Raw genomic sequence first — 16,082 nt, 5'->3', positions numbered from 1 at the left:
TTTCCAGCCTCATGCCGGGAATCTGATCGGCGTCGCGTACACGTCCTGGTCGAGTTCCTCGGTGGACGGCGGGTCGGCGCTGAGCACCGTGCGCAGCGCCGCCTCGACCCTCGCCGCGGCGTTGGTGTCGATGCGGTCGAGTTCGTCGCTTCCGCATATTGCGGCATCGACCAGATGCGCGCGGAACCGCGGCACCGGGTCGGCGGCCATCGCCGCGGCGAGCTGATCCTTCGGGATGTAGGGCATCCGGTCCCCGAAATAGTGACCGCGGAACCGGAACGTCACGCACTCGACGAAGGTGGGTCCCTCGCCGCGGCGCGCCCGGTCCAGTGCCTCGTCCAGCGCCGCCTTCACCGCGAGCGGGTCGTTGCCGTCGACCCGCACGCCCGGCATCCCGTACCCGGCGGCGCGGTCGGCGACGTGCTCGAGCTTCATCGTGTCCGACGTCGGCGTCATCTCGGCGTACAGGTTGTTCTGGCAGACGAAGACCAGCGGCAGATCCCACAACGCGGCCATGTTGGCCGCCTCGTGAAACGAGCCGGTGTTGGTGGCGCCGTCGCCGAAGCTGACCACCGTGACGCGGTCGAGTCCCCTGCGTTTGCCCGCCATCGCCAGGCCCACCGCCACGGGCGGCCCGGCTCCGACGATACCGGTCGAGAACATCACTCCCACACCAGGATTGGCGATGTGCATGGTTCCGCCCTTGCCCCGGGCAGCGCCGACGACCCGGCCCATCATCTCGCCGTAGATCTCCTCGAGGGGCACGCCCTTGCCGATCAGATCGTGCAAACCGCGATAGGTCGTCACCAACTGATCGCCGGGGCGCAAAGCCACTGCCATGGCGGCGGCGATGGCTTCCTGACCGCGCGACGGCCAGTACACGCACATGAACTCGCCGGTGCCGATGCCCTTGGACAACCGGTCGTCGGCCGCCTTCATCAGCGCCATCAACTCATACAAGCGCCGCTCGACCGACGACTGTGCGTTGCCGTCGTTCACGTCAACGACCCGGCTGGACTTTTGGGGCTGCCGGCACCCTCGGCGCCCAGCATGCAAACTGCTTGCCTCGCAGAGTCTTTCGTCGTCAGCGCTGCCCCCATGTCCGGCTCCGTGTGCACGTGGTCCGGCCAGCCGGGCCAACTCATTCCTTACAGTAGCTAGAATATCTAAAATAGCAAGAAATGACGTACGTCACTAAAGGGGTAGGCGATGGCGGGCATGCTCTCCGGGGTGCGGGTGGTCGAACTGGCGTCCTGGACGTACGTGCCGTCGGCCGGAGTCGCCCTCGCCGACTGGGGCGCCGACGTCATCAAGGTCGAAGGCGTTGCCTCCGGAGACCCGGGGCGCGCGCTGGTGGTAGGCGGCTTCACCCGTGCGGCGGCACGCGCTGACGTCGACTTCATCCTGGAGCTGAGCAACCGGGGCAAACGCAGCGTCGCCATCGACATCAAGTCCGACACCGGCCGAGAGCTGCTCGGCCGGTTGCTGGCTTCGGCGGATGTGTTTCTGACGAATTGGCTGCCCGGCGCGCTGGAGCGGGCCCGGTTGACGGTCGACGACATTCGGGCGTTCAACCCGGACATCATCATTGCCCGGGGCACCGGCCTGGGCGTGCGCGGTCCGGATCGGGACCGTGGCGGATTCGACGCCGCCACCTACCTGGCCCGGGGCGGGGTGGCCTACACGCTCACTCCGTTCGGCACCGAGAACCCGGCGGTCCAGGGTCCGGCGTTCGGTGACCTGCAGGGCGGCGCGACGCTGGCCGGCGGCGTGTGTGCGGCGTTGTTCCACCGGGAACGCACCGGTGCGCCCAGCATCGTCGACTCGTCGTTGCTGGCGCAGGCGATGTGGGCCATCGCGCCGTCCATTTCGGTGGCCGACCTGTTCGACATGGACGGCATCCCGGGGGCACCACCAGGGTTGGCGATCAATCCGTTGGTAGCCCGGTATAAAACCAAGGACGACAGGTGGATTCAGCTGGTCTTCCTGCAACCCGACAAGTTCTGGGCCGACTTCTGCCGTCGCATGGGTCTGCCCGAGCTCGTCGACGACGAGCGGTTCGTGCCGTCGAGTAATCTGATCGCCAACGCCACCGAAGCGACGGACATCTTCGCCAAAGCTTTTGCCGCCCAAGACCTTGCGCATTGGCGCCAGGTGCTGGAGGACGAGCCAGGGGTATGGGGCGCGTTGGCCACGCCGCGGGAAACCCTCGACGATCCGCAGGTGGAACCCAACGGCTACGTGATCACCAATGTCGACGACCGGGGCGAGAAGTACCGGACCGTGGCCGCGCCGGTCCAATTCGACGAGACCCCGCCCGGCCCCACGCGTGCGCCCGAACACGGCCAGCACACCGAAGAGATACTGCTCGAACTCGACCTGGGTTGGGACGAGATCGCGGCCGCGAAGGACGCCAAAGCGATCCTTTGACCGCGATTTCGTCTAGGGTGACGGCGTGCATGCCGGTGACGAGCAGGTCGGGCTGGATTCACCCGGCCGGTTGCAACGCTACGAGCAGGCCTTCGCCGATCTCGATGCGCCGTTTGCGTTCGTAGACCTCGACGCGATGTGGCACAACGCGGGGCAGATGCTGCGCCGGGCGGGCGACAAGCCGATCCGGGTGGCGTCGAAGTCGTTGCGGTGCAGGCCGTTACAGCGTCAGATCCTCGAGTCCAGCCCGCGCTTCGATGGCCTGATGACCTTTACCCTGCGCGAGACACTGTGGTTGGCCGGTCACGGTTTCGGCAACCTGCTGCTCGCCTACCCGACGACAGACCGCGCGGCGCTGCGCGAACTCGGCGAGCTCACCGCCGCGGATCCCACGGGAGCACCGATCGTGATGGTCGACAGCGTCGAACATCTCGACCTGATCCAGGCCGTGACCGACCAGCCCATCCGGTTATGCCTGGACTTGGACGCCGGTCTCTGGTGGGCCGGCGGGCGGCTGAAGATCGGGCCCAAACGCTCGCCGTTGCACACTCCCGAACAGGCCCGCGCGCTCGCCGAGGAGATCGTCGGACGCCCGGCGCTCAAGCTCGTCGCGCTGATGTCCTACGAGGGGCACATCGCCGGGCTGGGTGACCAGGTTTCCGGAAAACGCGCGCAGAATGCGGTCGTGGGCTGGATGCAGCGCCGTTCGATCGCCGAATTGAGTGAACGTCGCGCCCGCGCAGTGGATCTCGTGCGCGAAGTCGCCGATCTCGAAATCGTCAACGCCGGCGGCACCGGAGACTTGCAACTGGTCGCCCGGGAACCGGCGATGACGGAGGCGACCGCGGGCTCGGGGTTCTACGCTCCGACACTGTTCGACTCCTATTCCACTTTCACCCTGCAGCCGGCGGCGATGTTCGCGCTGCCGGTATCGCGCCGTCCCGACGACAAGACGGTGACCGCGCTCGGTGGTGGCTATCTGGCCAGCGGGGTGGGCGCCAAAGACCGGATGCCGACGCCGTACCTGCCGACCGGTCTGAAGCTGAATGCGCTGGAAGGCACCGGCGAAGTCCAGACACCCCTGACCGGCGAAGCCGCGCGCCGGCTGAAAGTCGGGGAGAAGGTGTACTTCCGCCACACCAAGGCCGGCGAGTTGTGCGAGCGGTTCGACCGGCTGTACCTGATACGTGGCGCGGCGATCGTCGACACCGTCCCGACGTACCGCGGGGAGGGGCAGACGTTCCTATGACGACATGGATCAACTGGGCCGGCGATCAGATCTGCGCGCCGGCGGCGATCGAACGCCCGACCTCGGAAGCCGAACTGGTCGAGATCGTCGCCCGCGCGGCGCAACGCGGCGAACCGGTTCGTGCGGTGGGGACCGGGCACTCGTTCACCGACTGCGCCTGCACTGACGGCGTCATGATCGACATGACCGGTCTGCAGCGCATCGTCGACCTCGATGCGGCCAACGGGCTGGCTACGGTAGAGGGTGGCGCACAACTGCATTCGCTGTTCGGGCAGCTGGCCCGACGCGGGTTCGGGATTGAAAATCAGGGCGATATCGACAAGCAGTCGATCACCGGAGCGACGGCGACCGCTACGCACGGCACCGGCGCCCGGTTCCAGAACGTGTCCGCCCAGCTCGTCGGGGCGCGGCTGGTCACCGCCGGCGGTGACGTCCTGCAGGTGTCCGCTCGGTCAGACGAGGAGGCTTATCTGGCCGCGCGGGTGTCGCTCGGGGCGCTGGGCGTGATCTCCCAGGTCACGTTCAAGGTGGTTCCGCTGTTCACCTTGCACCGCCAGGACGAGTTGCGACCGCTGAGCCAGACGCTGGAGCAGCTCGACGAACATGTCGACGGCAACGACCACTTCGAATTCTTCGTCTTTCCCTACGGCGACACCGCCTTGACCCGCAGCACGCGGCGCAGCAACGAGGAACCCCGACCACAGCCGCGGTGGCGGAAAAAACTCGGCGAAGAGTTCGAGAACATCGGCCTGAACGTCATCTGCCGCGCCGGACGGCGGTTTCCGCACGCCGCGCCCGCGCTGAACCGGTTGCTCACCGGCCTGATGTCGCCGGCGCAAGTCCAGGACCACGGCTGGAAGGTCTATGCCAGCGAGCGCAACGTGAAATTCACCGAGATGGAGTACGCGATTCCGCGCGAACACGCGCAGCTCGCCGTCCAGCGGGTGATCGACGTCGTGCGCCGGCGCCGGCTGCCGATCATGTTCCCCCTCGAGGTGCGCTTCGCCGCGTCCGACGACGCTTTTCTGTCGACCGCGTACGGCCGCGACACCTGCTACATAGCGGTGCACCAGTTCACCGGTATGGAGTTCGAAAGCTACTTCCGTGCCGTCGAGGAGATCATGGACGAGTATGCGGGACGGCCGCATTGGGGCAAGCGGCACTATCAGAGCGCCGCCACGCTACGCCCGCGTTACCCCGACTGGGACCGGTTCGTCGCCGTCCGCGATCGACTCGACCCCGATCGCGTCTTCCGCAACGACTACACCCGCCGCGTGCTCGGCCCCTGACCTGCGAGACGAAGGGCCCGACTTCCAGGGACCAAAGTCATTGGCTGCCAACAACCCAGCGACATCGGCAGCCGGTGGTCGTAGGTTTGAATCGTGGAACCGATCGTGACCGAATTCATGCGCAACAGTGACGCTTTCACGTGGGCGATGGAGACCGATCCACGGTTGCGCTCGACCGTGGTCAGTGTCGTCGTGCTGGACGGTTCTCCGGACTGGGACGCCGTCCGCGGCCGGTTCGACCTACTGAGTCGCAAGCTGCCGATCTTTCGCCAGCGAGTGGTGGAATCGCCGCCGCCCGCCCCACCGCGGTGGGAATACGACCGCGACTTCGACCTGGACTATCACCTGCGCCGGACCGCCGTTTCGGGGTCGGGCACGCTCGACGACGTCCTGGAAATGGCCCGGCTGGCCCACATGCAGGACTTCGACCGGGCCCGCGCGCTGTGGGAAATCACGTTGGTCGAGGGTCTGCAGGACGGCGGCGCCGCCGTGATCTGTAAGTTCCACCATGCGCTGACCGACGGAGTCGGCGGTGTCCAGATCGCGATGACGCTGTTCGATCTCTCCGCCGAACATTTCGAGGTCGAGGAACTCCCCGCGTTGCCGCAGGTTCCCGGGCCACCCCGGCTGGGCGGCTATCGTGACACGTTGCGCTACAACGCTTCCCTGGTGGGTAATGCGGTGGCCGGGGCGGCCAGGTGGATGCCGCGACTGATGTACGACGGCGCCCGACGCCCGCTGGACACCGTCCGTTCGGCCGCGGACAACGCGGCTTCGGTGTACCGCACCGTGCGGCCACTGAACCGCACCGGTTCCGATCTGACCAAGGAACGCAGCCTGATTCGTCATCTGGCGGTGCACGAGGTGTCGCGTCTGCAGTTGCGTGCGGCTGCCCACAACTGTGGTGGCGCGCTGAACGACGCATTCGTCGCCGGGGTGACCGGCGGGTTGCGTCGCTACCACGAAAAGCACGGGGCGAGCATCGGCGAACTGCATCTGTCGATGCCCATCAGCCTGCGCACCGAGAACGACGACATGGGCGGTAACCGGATCACGTTGATGCGGTTCGACGTGCCGGTGGGCGAACCCGATCCGGCCCGGCGGATCCAGGAAATACACCGGCGTGTCAGCGCGGTACGCGACGAGAAGTCTCTGCCCTACACGCAATTGATCGCCGGCGTGCTGAACCTGATGCCGCGCTGGTACATCGGGTCGGTGCTGCGCCACGTCGACTTCGTGGCCAGCGACGTGCCCGGCGTGCCGATCCCGGTCTTTCTGGGCGGTGCCGCCGTGCGCGGGCAGTACGCCTTCGGCCCGACGATCGGCGCGTCGGTCAACGTCACACTGCTGTCCTATTGCGACACCTGCGCATTGGGCATCAACGTGGACAGCGCCGCCATACCCGACTACCAGGTCTTCCACGACGCCCTGGTCGCCGGTTTCGACGAAGTCCTGGCTCTCGCAGACTGATTCACCGGCGCGGCATCCGGCCGATATCAGCACGCTCACAGGAGCGTATCGATGTCGGCGCACGTCTGGCGCGACGGGAAAGACCCGCAAATCATGGCACGGTATGCCAATCGCGGCGCGCGCCGCCGGGCGTACTTGGGTAGCAGTAGCAGGAGGTACCAAGGCATGACGGCAAGCTGGGCGCCCACCCAGACCTCGCACAGCCCGAGTTCGGGCCGCATTCTGGACACCGCGCAAGGCATCCTCATCGGTCTGCGCCGGTGTAGGTCGGACACCGCATTCGACGAGTTGCACAGTGCTGCACAGCGTCACCGGGTTCCGGTGTTCGCGATGGCATGGGCGTTGGTGCACCTGGCCGGCGACGGAGAAAAAACACCCAGCTTCGTCGAGGCGCAGTCCGCCGCGCGTCACGAGTGGGGTGAGTTGTTCGTGGCCGACCATCTGCGGTCGCTGGCGGAGCGGGTGGCCCGATAGCCACGACAGGTTGAGTTCGGCCGCGGCAACGGGGAAGTGCCGCGGCCCTCAGCGCGTCCAGACCGATGAGTCTGCCGCCGCCAGCAGCGCGGCCACGATGCGTTCCCGCTTGTCGGCGAAGCGCTCGCTGGGAGTCGGTACCGAGATCGCGACCACCGTGCCGCCGGCCGTGCGGCGTGCGACAGCCGCTGCGGAGATTCCGGGGGTGTGCTCGTCGTAATCGAAAGCTATTCCGCTGGACCGTATCTCGATGAGCTGTCGGCGTAGCGCGTCCGCCTCGACGGCGGGCATCTTGGTGAGCGCCGCCTCGGCGTCCAGGTCGTCGAGTGCCGCCAGCGCGGCCTTGCCGTTGGCCGTCCCGAACAGTGGAAACCGGACGCCGACCGCCGAGACCGCGCGGAGCCGATGGGACGACTCGATCTGGTCGACGAACCACATCCGCTGGCCGCGCAACAGCGACAGATCGACCGTTTCACCGTCCGTCTCGGCCGCGACGCGTTCCATGACCGGGCGGAACCGTGCCGCGATGTGTGCGCCGGTCGCGCTGCCGAATCCCAGCAACCGCTCACCGAGGGAAAACCGGCCGCCGGCGTCGACGCCGACCAGACCGACCTCGACCAGCCCCACCAACAGTCGTCGGACGGTCGATTTGGCCAGCCCGAGGCGCTCGCCGAGATCGACCAGGCGCAGTTGGCCCGGCTCCGCCGCGATCTCGTCCAACGCGGCCGCGGCGCGCCGCAACACCTGGATTCCCTCGTCGCGATTCGTCGGCGATTTCCGTTCCGTTTGCCCCACGAGTCCACTATAGTCGGCCGCATCACGGACTATATAGATCCGTTATGTGGATCAAGGAGCTGATTCATGGATGGTCTGCCCGCCGGACGGCACTTCTTTCGCAACCACGACGGATACGAGGCGGCCCGCCGCGAAACGGTGTGGAATCAGCGCGTCCCGGACCGCTACCCGGAAGTGATCGTGCAGGCGGTGGATGCCGACGAGGTGGTGGGCGCGATCCGCTACGCCAAAGCCAACGGCCTCAAAGTCAGCATTCGATCGGGTGGGCACAGTTGGGCGGCGAACCACCTGCGCGACGACGCCCTACTGCTCGACCTGCACCGCCTCGACCACGCCACGATCGACGCGGAGAAAGGGATGGCCGTCGTCGGTCCGGGCAAGGGCGGCAGCATCCTGCTCGGCGAACTCGAAGCCCAGAATCTGTTCTTCCCGGGCGGCCACTGTCGGGGCGTGTGCGTCGGCGGATATCTGCTGCAGGGTGGGTATGGCTGGAACAGCCGGGTGTGGGGCCTGGCTTGTGAAAGCGTCGTCGGACTTGACGTGGTCACCGCCGACGGCGACAAGATCCATTGCGACGCAGACAATCACGCCGATCTTTACTGGGCGGCGCGCGGTGCGGGACCCGGTTTCTTCGCGGTCGTCACGTCGTTCTATCTCAAGCTGTACCCGCGCCCGGGTGCTTGCGGAACCAGCGTGTACGTCTACCCGATCGGCTACGCCGACGAGATCTACACCTGGGCGCGCAACGTCAGCGCCGAAGTGGACCGGCGCGTCGAGATGCAGATCGTCGCAACGCGGAGCGTGCCGAACATGGGACTCGACGAACCCGCCATCGTGTTCGCCTCGCCCGCGTTCGCCGACACCGAGAAGGAAGCCGAACAGGCGTTGTCCATCTTCGGCACCGTCCCGGTGCTCGACAAGGCACTCGTCAAAGTGCCCTATATGCCGACCGATATGCCGACCTGGTTCGACGCGGTCATGAGCAACTACCTGTCCGACTACCGCTACGCCGCAGACAACATGTGGACCTCGGCGGCGGCCGAGGACCTGCTGCCGGGGATTCGTACCATCATCGACACGATCCCCGATCACCCGTCGCACTTCCTGTGGCTGAACTGGGGGCCGTCGCCGCAGCGGCCCGACATGGCCTACAGCATCGAGGACGAGGTGTACCTGGCGTTGTACGGGGCATGGAAGGACCCCGCCGACGATGACCGCTACGGCGACTGGGCGCGGTCGAACATGGCTGCCATGTCCCACCTGGCAACCGGGATCCAGTTGGCCGACGAGAATCTCGGCCAGCGCCCGGCGAGGTTCGCCAGCGACGCTGCGATGACCAGATTGGACCGGGTGCGCTCCGAGTACGACCCGGACGGGCTGTTCAACAGTTGGATGGGACGGATCTGAGATGGCCGATGACGCCTACCTCGGCTATCGGGGTGACGACGTGGACACGCCGTGGGCCAAGTTCTTCAGGCCCGAAATGGCACCGCTGCCAGCGCATGTCGTGACGGCGCTGCAACACGGTCCGCAGGCCGGACCGACGCTGTTGGCCCTGGATGACGCGGCCAGTGTCGCCGACGAGGGTTACCAGCAGACCGAGAACGGCTACGGCCTGCTCCAGGACGGCAGCATGCAGGTTTCGGTGCTGACCGACATGCCCGGCGTCACGCCGGCGATGTGGTCGTGGTGGTTCGGCTGGCACGGCAGCGACAGCCGCCGCTACAAGCTGTGGCACCCGCGGGCGCACCTGTCGGCGCGCTGGAAGGACGGCACGGACGGGGGACGCCGCGGCGCCCCGCGCTACGTCGGTCGCTGGTCGATGATCAGTGAGTACATCGGCTCCACGTTGCTCAGTGCCGCAATACAATTCGCGGATCCGTCGACCATGGGCCTGCCGCCCGACAGCGATGACGCGGTCGCGATCTGCGCTCGACTGGGCTCCGGGGACGCGCCGGTGGACGCCGGCTGGTTCGTCCACCACATCCGTTCCACCGCGACGGGATCGGAGATGCGCTCCCGGTTCTGGATGGGCGGACCGCACATCGCCGTCCGCAACGCGCCCGATCTGGCTTCCAGGGCGGTGCGCCCGGTCGCCGCGAAAGTCATCGGGGTCTCCGAGTCCACGGCACGCAACCTGTTGGTGCACTGCGCGCAAGAAATGAACCACCTGGCCGGGTTTCTGCCCGAACTGTACGAGTCGTTCGGCAACGAGTAAGCGGCTCAGAGCTTTTCGTCGAACGCAGGACCGACGAAGCGCCGCACCAGTTCGCGTTCGAGCTCGTCGTCCTCGACCGGCCAGTACAGCAGGGACAGCACCGTGCGGACAATCCATTGCGCGGCAACGGGATCGCCGTCGGTCAGGCCGGACAGGTCGGTGGCCAGGGCGGCCGGCAGCGGTGAATCGGTAAGCCACGTCATCGCCTCAGGCCGGCGGATCGAGCCGACCATCAACCTGCTCAGGGGATCGGCGCGAATCTGCCTGAGCGCCACCAGGACCGCGGTGACGACACGTTCCCGGCCGGTCAGGCCGTCGACGCCGACACGGACGCTTTCGACGATGCCGGCCGCGGCCCGGTTCAGGACGGCATCGCGTATCTCGGCCTTGCCCCCGGCGTAGCGGTAGACGGTCGCCCGCGAACAGTGCACCTGCTCGGCCAGCCGGTCGATGTCCAGTGCGTCCGAACCCTCGCGGGCGATCAGCTGCATCGCCGCGTCGTAGATGCGTTCGGCCGCAACCGTGCGGCGATCACCGCCGACCAGCCAGTCGTCGCGACGCGCCGGCATCCGCCTCCGATCGAGATCACCTCTGCCGAACATCTCAGGTTTGAGACGAACATCAAGAATTTTCTCAGCATAGTCGCTTGTCGGCCGGATTCGCTGAGACATCCGGCCGCCGGGCCCGGCGAGTCCGGATATCAACCTCGACCGATGCCATTGACCTGCGATTACCGGTTCATCAACCTGGGACGATGAACGTAACCCTCGATGCGGTCGAACTGTTCGGCGCCGCCGCCATCCAGGACCCGTACCCGTTGTACGAACGGATGCGGGCCGCGGGCCCGGTCCACCGGATCGGCGACTCCGGCTTCTACGCGGTCGGCGGCTGGGACGCGGTGAACGAAGCCGTCCTGCGGACCGAAGATTTCTCGTCGAACCTGACCGCGACGATGCTGTACACCGCCGACGGCACCGTCGTGCCGTTTCAGATGGATCCGCTCGGTGGGCCGACCCATGTGCTGGCCACTGCCGACGACCCCGCCCACGCGGTGCACCGCAAGCTGATGGTGCGCTACCTGGCAGCCAAGCGGATCCGTGCCGTCGAACGCTTCGCGACCCGGACCGCGGAACGGTTGTGGGACGACGGCATGGTGGATGGACGCATCGAATGGATGAGCGCCGTGGCCAACCGGTTGCCGATGATGGTGGTGGCCGAACTGATCGGACTTCCCGACACCGACGTCGACCAGTTGGTGCAATGGGGTTGCGCGGCAACTCAATTGCTGGAAGGCCTGGGCAGCCAGGAACAGTTGGCCGCCGCCGGAGGGGCCGTCCTGGGACTCAGCGGCTACATCACCGAGCAGTTTGCCCGAGCGGCCGGCCACCCGCGCGACGACTTGCTGGGTGAACTGGCGCGGGCTTGCCATGGCGGCGAGCTGGACCCGCTCACCGCCCAGGTCATGATGATCACGCTGTTCGCCGCCGCGGGGGAGTCGACCGCGTCCCTGCTGGGCAGCGCGGCGCGCATACTTGCCGTCCGGCCCGACATCGCGAGCCGTGTCCGGGAAAACCCGGAGCTGCTCGGGGCATTCGTCGAGGAAACCCTGCGCTTCGAGCCGCCGTTCCGCGGTCATTACCGCCACGTCCTGCGCGACACCACCCTGGCCGGCGTCGACTTGGCCGCCGATACGCGGCTGCTGTTGTTGTGGGGGTCGGCCAACCGCGATCCGGCCCACTTCGAGACGCCGGACGAGTTCCGACTGGACCGGGCAACGGGCAAGAACCACGTGAGTTTCGGTCGCGGAGCGCACTTCTGCGTCGGCGCCGCGCTGGCCCGGCTGGAAGCGCAGATCGTGTTGCGGCTGCTGCTGGACCGGACTTCGCGCATCGAGGCCGCCGAGGTCGGAGGATGGCTGCCCAGCATCCTGGTGCGTCGTTTGCAGCGTCTGGAACTCGCCGTCGATTAGCCTCCAGCTCAACGGCTCTCGCGGTTCGGTGCGGTTTATCCCGGGTTCGGCGTGAGCATCCCCGGCAGCACGATGAATGCTTCGACGGTGGTGGCGTGTTCGAAACCTTCCACCTCTACCCGCCATTCGTAGATGCCCGGATCCAGCGGAATGCCGCCCGGGATATTGAGGGTGAGCGGCATGCGCACGGCGGTGCCGTGAATCGCTCCCGGCAGGCGCCCCGCTTCGGCCGCGGCCTCGAACGAGATCCGCTGCGGCCCTTGCGGTCCGGGCACCATCACCGGCTGGCCGTCGGTGTTGAGCAGCTGGCAGGTCAGCTTGTGCCGTTTGTTGGTCTCGTCCCAGTCGATGTCCAGAAACATCACCAAAGCGAAAGGGGGCGTTGGTGTTTGGCACTGCCGCCAGCCCAATCCGAGGGTGTGGACCTTCCCCGACTGGGCGTCGGCCTGTGCCGCGTCGGCGAGAAAAAGGCTGACCTTCATGCGGCGGCCGGCGCCCCGGTCGACACCGCGCGTTGCCGATCCGCGATCGCTGCCGTCACGAATCCACTCCCGTCCCGTTCCCCGTCAATGTGCTGTTGCCGGCCCGATACTACGCCGCGACCGGTGTGCCGAGCCGACCGCTCTGGGGCCTCACGTCTCCCTATTTGCCGGGCGGCAGCTGACGCGGACCCTCGGGTGCACGCAACTCACGCGGACCCTTGCGCTCGACCAGTTCTCGCCGACCATCCGGACCGACGGTCAGGCCGGCGAGGTCGGACCGGGAGACCCCACCCAGGCGGGCGTATTCCGCGCCGGTGTCGACCTGCTCGTGGTGTGCGCCGGGAGGAGGCGGGCCGGCGGCCCAGCCGCGCGAGGATTCGATCCGGTTGCTCGCGGCGGGGTCCTGGCGTTCGGTGATGTCGGGGCTCGCGGCCTGCACCTGCTCACGCCCGGCGCCTTCGGTGCTCTCCGAGCCGAATGTCACCTTGCGGGTGCGCTTGAGCGAGAACGCGATCTCCTCGACCTCCTCGAACACCTGACGGGCGCTGCGCAAGGGCTGGGTCGTGTTGTCGATGACGCGCGCGACGAACGGCGGCACCAACGGACGAATCCACCGGGCGGCCGCCTTGGTGGCGTCGGGGATGGACGGGATCAACGGGGTCCGTTCCTGGGGTTCTTCGTACTGCTCGAGAGTCTGCTGCTGGACGGGCTCGACGGGTGCCGGCAGGTTTTTCGGCACGTCGATCGGCGCGGCGTCGGCCTCGTCGCCGGCAGGCAACTGCGCCACCGCGCGGCTGGCCGCCTCCGCCTCGGCGGCGATCGGCAGGTACATGTCTTCCTCCACGGGTTCGAAGGTGCGTTCGGACGTCGCGTGCACCGGGGCCTGAATCGCTTCCACGACCCGGCGGCGCTGGTGTTCCCGGTCGATCTCGGCCTGGGCCTCGATGGCCAGGCGGGTTTGGGTCAGCTGGTGTTCGGCCCACATGATCTCGGCGGCACGGCGGACCTCGGCCCGCTTGATCGCGATCGCGGTGTCGGCATCCAACTCGGCCCGTTCCCGCTCCGCGCGCGCCGTCGCGTGACGATCATGGGTGGTCTCACCGCGCCAGCCGCGCAGGATCAGCGGCAACAGGTACAACAGCGCGAAGAACGCGATGGTCAGCACCCGCAACAGCAGTGCGCCGATATTCGACATGGTCAGGTCGTTCATCGCGACCCAGCGCCCGCCGAGGCCTCGGCCCGCGTCGACGACCACCCCGTGCCGGGCCTCGGCGACGGCCCCCTCCGTGCGCGCGACCCGTGCGTCCAGGTCAGGTGCTTGACGGTCCCGCGTGGCCAGCGCGTTGTCCAGTTCGCGCTGGGTGTCGGCGAGCAACTCGTTGGCCGTCCGCGTCTCCGGGCCCTGACCGGGAACGCCGGTGATGCGGGTCTGGGGGCATGCCGGGCTGGGGTTGTACTCGCAGCGTGCCACCACCAAGGCTTGATCCCGGTGTTCGCGCGCCTGATCGACGGTGGTATCCAGCGCCGCACGTGCCGCCTGAGCCTGCCGCAGGTCGGCCGAGGCGTGGGCGACCGCGGGCGACGAGTCGGCGTCGTGCAGCGCCCGCTCGTTCAGGCGGTCGTCGATGGCCGCGGAGAAGACGACGAGTGCGGCCAGCTCGCCGACCAGCACGCCGATGGCGACGGCAACGGCCGCACGACCCGCGACATCCGCCCACCCCCGCGCCGGGCCGCTTGCGATGGCGCGGGTTACCGCGCCGACCAGCAGCCCGAAGACGACGGCCGGCGCGAGGACCGCCCACAGGGGAGCGGCGTGCACCGACGTCCGCACGGCCAGTGCGGCGACCAGCCAGGCCAGCACCGCGCCCAGCACCACCACCGCGCCGGAGACGGCGTGGGTGGATCGCTCATGGCGTTCGGTGAGTTCGCGCCGGTGTCCGCCGCCGAGCCAGGTCAGCAGCCCTGCTATCGAGCGCTGCTCGGTTGATTCGTGCGCGCGCATGAGACCTAACACCTCCAATGGTTTCCAGGGTGGCAGGGTCAGCGGCGACACACCGAATCAGATCGGCCCCTTGTGGCGTTGTTCACAAATCCGGCGGGAGTGGCCTGGATCACGCTGGTAGCGACCCGAGATGACGATCCGCAGCGCGATTTTCGGCGACGCGAACGGATCAACGACCGAGAGCACTGGTGTCATGAGACCGTTCAATCTATGCAGAATCACGAGTTCCTCAGCTACGAAGAGTTCGGCCGCAGATTCTTCGAGGTCGCCGTCACGCCGGACCGGGTGGCCGCCGCATTCGCCCAGATCGCCGGCAGCGAGTTCGAGATGGAACCGATCGCGCAGGGGCCGGGCGGAATCGCCAAGGTCAGCGCGAAAGTCAAGATCCAAGAGCCTCGGGTGACGCGCAAACTCGGCGATCTGATCACCTTCGTCATCCACATCCCGCTGTCCATCGACCTGCTGTTGGACCTGCGCCTGGACAAGCAGCGGTTCGTGGTCGCCGGGGATATCGCGTTGCGGGCCACCGCGCGGGCCGCCGAGCCGCTGCTGCTCATCGTCGACGTCTCCAAGCCGCGGCCTTCCGACATCACGGTCAATGTGTCGTCCAAGTCGATCCGCGGCGAGGTGCTGCGCATCCTGGCCGGTGTGGACGGCGAAATCCGGCGCTTCATCGCTCAGTACGTCAAAGAGGAGATCGACAAGCCAGAGTCGCAGGCCGCGCAGGTGATCGACGTGGCGACCGAAGTGGCCAGCGCCTGGACCGGTATCTAGGAAACCCGGCGCGGGGGTCCGCCGGGGTTTTCGGCCCAGCGCGCCCGGGTATGCAACCCCGGACGTCGACGGCAGATGAGGAGCGGATCAGTTGGCACGCGTAGATGTTTCGACGACCTCGGAGGTAGACCCCGAAGCCGCCTGGAAGCTGGCTTCCGATCTGCAGCGCTTCGACGAATGGATGACCATTTTCAACGGCTGGCGAGGCGAGGTCCCGGACACCATCGAAAAGGGCACCTGCGTCTCGTCGTGCATCAAGGTCAAGGGCTTCCGCAACGTCGTGCACTGGGAAGTGACGGAGTACGACGAGCCGAAATCCATTGAGCTCAAAGGGCGCGGCCGAGGCGGGATCCGCATCACGGTCGCCATGCAGGTGACACCGAAGGACCCGGGTTCGAAGTTCGATCTCACCGCGGATCTGAGCGGGGGAGTGCTGAGCGGACCCGTCGGACGGGTGGTGGCCCGGGTGTTGCGCTCCGACGTACGCAAGTCGGTGGACAATCTGGCCGAATTGCGTTAGCGCACTTAGCTTTCCGTCACGCCCGTTCCGGGTGCGCGGGGTCGTCGAAGTGCATGTCCCGTTCGGCGTCGCGAACCCGCCGGCGTTCCATGGCGAGCCAGGATAGCCCGGCGCTCAAGATCAACATTCCGCCGCTGGCCGCGGCGATCCCGATGCTGACATGTCCCAGGGCGAATGTCGCTACCGATACCACGAACGCCAAGACGCCACCTGCGATCACGACCAGTGCGGGTGCCCGTTCGACGTCGTCTTCGAACTCGTCCAGCGCCTGCATCGAGTCGTGGGGTTGCCGACCGGCGGAGTCGGCTGCGGCATCGTCCATGCGCATCTCCTCTGCAGTTTTGGCCGGCGACCGCCCCGTTCATCAAGGTGGCAGCATCGAGAAAATACCCGAAATGCGTTTTGCACAA

The 16,082-nt window shown here is 67.2% G+C and carries 16 protein-coding genes; 10 read left to right on the top strand and 6 right to left on the bottom strand.

The window, feature by feature from the left end:
• Window positions 1-9: 9 nt before the first annotated feature.
• On the bottom strand, window positions 10-948 hold the full coding sequence (locus tag AC5Y47_RS04980) for a thiamine pyrophosphate-dependent dehydrogenase E1 component subunit alpha (RefSeq protein ID WP_499942861.1): 939 nt from the start codon (window positions 946-948) through the stop codon (window positions 10-12).
• 261 nt (window positions 949-1,209) lie between these two features.
• Here AC5Y47_RS04980 and AC5Y47_RS04975 point away from each other — a divergent pair, with 261 nt between their 5' ends.
• From AC5Y47_RS04975 to AC5Y47_RS04955, 5 genes are all read left to right on the top strand, one after another.
• Window positions 1,210-2,430, top strand: a complete 1,221-nt coding sequence (locus tag AC5Y47_RS04975; RefSeq protein ID WP_499942506.1) for a CaiB/BaiF CoA transferase family protein — start codon at window positions 1,210-1,212, stop codon at window positions 2,428-2,430.
• A 25-nt stretch (window positions 2,431-2,455) separates the two neighbouring features.
• Window positions 2,456-3,679, top strand: a complete 1,224-nt coding sequence (locus AC5Y47_RS04970; RefSeq protein WP_499942504.1) for an amino acid deaminase/aldolase — start codon at window positions 2,456-2,458, stop codon at window positions 3,677-3,679.
• A complete protein-coding gene (locus AC5Y47_RS04965) occupies window positions 3,676-4,968 on the top strand; it encodes a D-arabinono-1,4-lactone oxidase (RefSeq protein ID WP_499942502.1) in 1,293 nt (430 codons plus the stop codon). The genes AC5Y47_RS04970 and AC5Y47_RS04965 overlap by 4 nt, the downstream gene beginning before the upstream one ends.
• Before the next feature lie 117 nt (window positions 4,969-5,085).
• Window positions 5,086-6,438 carry a wax ester/triacylglycerol synthase domain-containing protein gene (locus tag AC5Y47_RS04960; protein WP_499942859.1) on the top strand — a complete coding sequence of 451 codons (1,353 nt, stop codon included), beginning with the start codon at window positions 5,086-5,088 and terminating at the stop codon, window positions 6,436-6,438.
• A gap of 165 nt (window positions 6,439-6,603) precedes the next feature.
• Window positions 6,604-6,912 carry an ANTAR domain-containing protein gene (locus tag AC5Y47_RS04955; RefSeq protein WP_499942501.1) on the top strand — a complete coding sequence of 103 codons (309 nt, stop codon included), beginning with the start codon at window positions 6,604-6,606 and terminating at the stop codon, window positions 6,910-6,912.
• Window positions 6,913-6,960: 48 nt separating this feature from the next.
• Here AC5Y47_RS04955 and AC5Y47_RS04950 read toward each other — a convergent pair whose 3' ends face one another.
• Window positions 6,961-7,707 carry an IclR family transcriptional regulator gene (locus AC5Y47_RS04950; RefSeq protein ID WP_499942499.1) on the bottom strand — a complete coding sequence of 249 codons (747 nt, stop codon included), beginning with the start codon at window positions 7,705-7,707 and terminating at the stop codon, window positions 6,961-6,963.
• Between the two features lie 66 nt (window positions 7,708-7,773).
• Here AC5Y47_RS04950 and AC5Y47_RS04945 point away from each other — a divergent pair, with 66 nt between their 5' ends.
• Both AC5Y47_RS04945 and AC5Y47_RS04940 read left to right on the top strand, forming a co-directional pair.
• Entirely contained in the window at window positions 7,774-9,114 is a 1,341-nt protein-coding gene (locus AC5Y47_RS04945; RefSeq protein WP_499942498.1) for an FAD-binding oxidoreductase, read from the top strand.
• 1 nt (window position 9,115) lies between these two features.
• The gene (locus tag AC5Y47_RS04940) at window positions 9,116-9,925 is read left to right on the top strand and encodes a DAPG hydrolase family protein (protein ID WP_499942497.1); all 810 of its coding nucleotides are present in this window, start codon (window positions 9,116-9,118) and stop codon (window positions 9,923-9,925) included.
• Between the two features lie 5 nt (window positions 9,926-9,930).
• Here AC5Y47_RS04940 and AC5Y47_RS04935 read toward each other — a convergent pair whose 3' ends face one another.
• Complete coding sequence (locus AC5Y47_RS04935) at window positions 9,931-10,494, bottom strand: TetR/AcrR family transcriptional regulator (protein ID WP_499942495.1); 564 nt, start codon at window positions 10,492-10,494, stop codon at window positions 9,931-9,933.
• A 185-nt stretch (window positions 10,495-10,679) separates the two neighbouring features.
• On the opposite strand from AC5Y47_RS04935, the gene AC5Y47_RS04930 reads away from it, so the two are divergent.
• Complete coding sequence (locus tag AC5Y47_RS04930; protein WP_499942494.1) at window positions 10,680-11,894, top strand: cytochrome P450; 1,215 nt, start codon at window positions 10,680-10,682, stop codon at window positions 11,892-11,894.
• Window positions 11,895-11,929: 35 nt separating this feature from the next.
• On the opposite strand, the gene AC5Y47_RS04925 is transcribed toward AC5Y47_RS04930, so the two are convergent.
• Together AC5Y47_RS04925 and AC5Y47_RS04920 are read right to left on the bottom strand one after the other, a co-directional pair.
• Window positions 11,930-12,376, bottom strand: coding sequence for a DUF6941 family protein (locus AC5Y47_RS04925; RefSeq protein ID WP_499942492.1), 447 nt, complete (start codon window positions 12,374-12,376; stop codon window positions 11,930-11,932).
• 160 nt (window positions 12,377-12,536) lie between these two features.
• Entirely contained in the window at window positions 12,537-14,378 is a 1,842-nt protein-coding gene (locus tag AC5Y47_RS04920) for a DUF4407 domain-containing protein (RefSeq protein ID WP_499942491.1), read from the bottom strand.
• A 210-nt stretch (window positions 14,379-14,588) separates the two neighbouring features.
• On the opposite strand from AC5Y47_RS04920, the gene AC5Y47_RS04915 reads away from it, so the two are divergent.
• Both AC5Y47_RS04915 and AC5Y47_RS04910 read left to right on the top strand, forming a co-directional pair.
• Window positions 14,589-15,152 (top strand): hypothetical protein, encoded by a 564-nt coding sequence (locus AC5Y47_RS04915; RefSeq protein WP_499942490.1) that lies wholly within the window; start codon window positions 14,589-14,591, stop codon window positions 15,150-15,152.
• Between the two features lie 91 nt (window positions 15,153-15,243).
• Window positions 15,244-15,672: a type II toxin-antitoxin system Rv0910 family toxin gene (locus AC5Y47_RS04910; RefSeq protein WP_499942488.1), complete on the top strand. Its 429-nt coding sequence runs from the start codon at window positions 15,244-15,246 to the stop codon at window positions 15,670-15,672.
• A 16-nt stretch (window positions 15,673-15,688) separates the two neighbouring features.
• Here the strand turns inward: AC5Y47_RS04910 and AC5Y47_RS04905 are convergent, their stop codons facing one another.
• The gene (locus tag AC5Y47_RS04905) at window positions 15,689-15,994 is read right to left on the bottom strand and encodes a LapA family protein (RefSeq protein WP_499942487.1); all 306 of its coding nucleotides are present in this window, start codon (window positions 15,992-15,994) and stop codon (window positions 15,689-15,691) included.
• Window positions 15,995-16,082: the final 88 nt, after the last annotated feature.

The organism is Mycobacterium sp. NGS22 (assembly GCF_059813095.1).
The sequence above is the reverse complement of the archived record's forward strand: the minus strand, read 5'-3'. Positions and strand labels throughout refer to the sequence as shown.

Excerpts from the sequence above, each read along its gene's own strand:
- AC5Y47_RS04980 (WP_499942861.1), bottom strand. The coding sequence starts at position 948 with ATGGCGCTGATGAAGGCGGCCGACGACCGGTTGTCCAAGGGCATCGGC.
- AC5Y47_RS04975 (WP_499942506.1), top strand. The coding sequence starts at position 1,210 with ATGGCGGGCATGCTCTCCGGGGTGCGGGTGGTCGAACTGGCGTCCTGG.
- AC5Y47_RS04965 (WP_499942502.1), top strand. The coding sequence starts at position 3,676 with ATGACGACATGGATCAACTGGGCCGGCGATCAGATCTGCGCGCCGGCG.
- AC5Y47_RS04960 (WP_499942859.1), top strand. The coding sequence starts at position 5,086 with ATGCGCAACAGTGACGCTTTCACGTGGGCGATGGAGACCGATCCACGG.
- AC5Y47_RS04955 (WP_499942501.1), top strand. The coding sequence starts at position 6,604 with ATGACGGCAAGCTGGGCGCCCACCCAGACCTCGCACAGCCCGAGTTCG.
- AC5Y47_RS04945 (WP_499942498.1), top strand. The coding sequence starts at position 7,774 with ATGGATGGTCTGCCCGCCGGACGGCACTTCTTTCGCAACCACGACGGA.
- AC5Y47_RS04940 (WP_499942497.1), top strand. The coding sequence starts at position 9,116 with ATGGCCGATGACGCCTACCTCGGCTATCGGGGTGACGACGTGGACACG.
- AC5Y47_RS04935 (WP_499942495.1), bottom strand. The coding sequence starts at position 10,494 with ATGCCGGCGCGTCGCGACGACTGGCTGGTCGGCGGTGATCGCCGCACG.
- AC5Y47_RS04930 (WP_499942494.1), top strand. The coding sequence starts at position 10,680 with ATGAACGTAACCCTCGATGCGGTCGAACTGTTCGGCGCCGCCGCCATC.
- AC5Y47_RS04925 (WP_499942492.1), bottom strand. The coding sequence starts at position 12,376 with ATGAAGGTCAGCCTTTTTCTCGCCGACGCGGCACAGGCCGACGCCCAG.
- AC5Y47_RS04920 (WP_499942491.1), bottom strand. The coding sequence starts at position 14,378 with ATGCGCGCGCACGAATCAACCGAGCAGCGCTCGATAGCAGGGCTGCTG.
- AC5Y47_RS04915 (WP_499942490.1), top strand. The coding sequence starts at position 14,589 with ATGCAGAATCACGAGTTCCTCAGCTACGAAGAGTTCGGCCGCAGATTC.
- AC5Y47_RS04905 (WP_499942487.1), bottom strand. The coding sequence starts at position 15,994 with ATGGACGATGCCGCAGCCGACTCCGCCGGTCGGCAACCCCACGACTCG.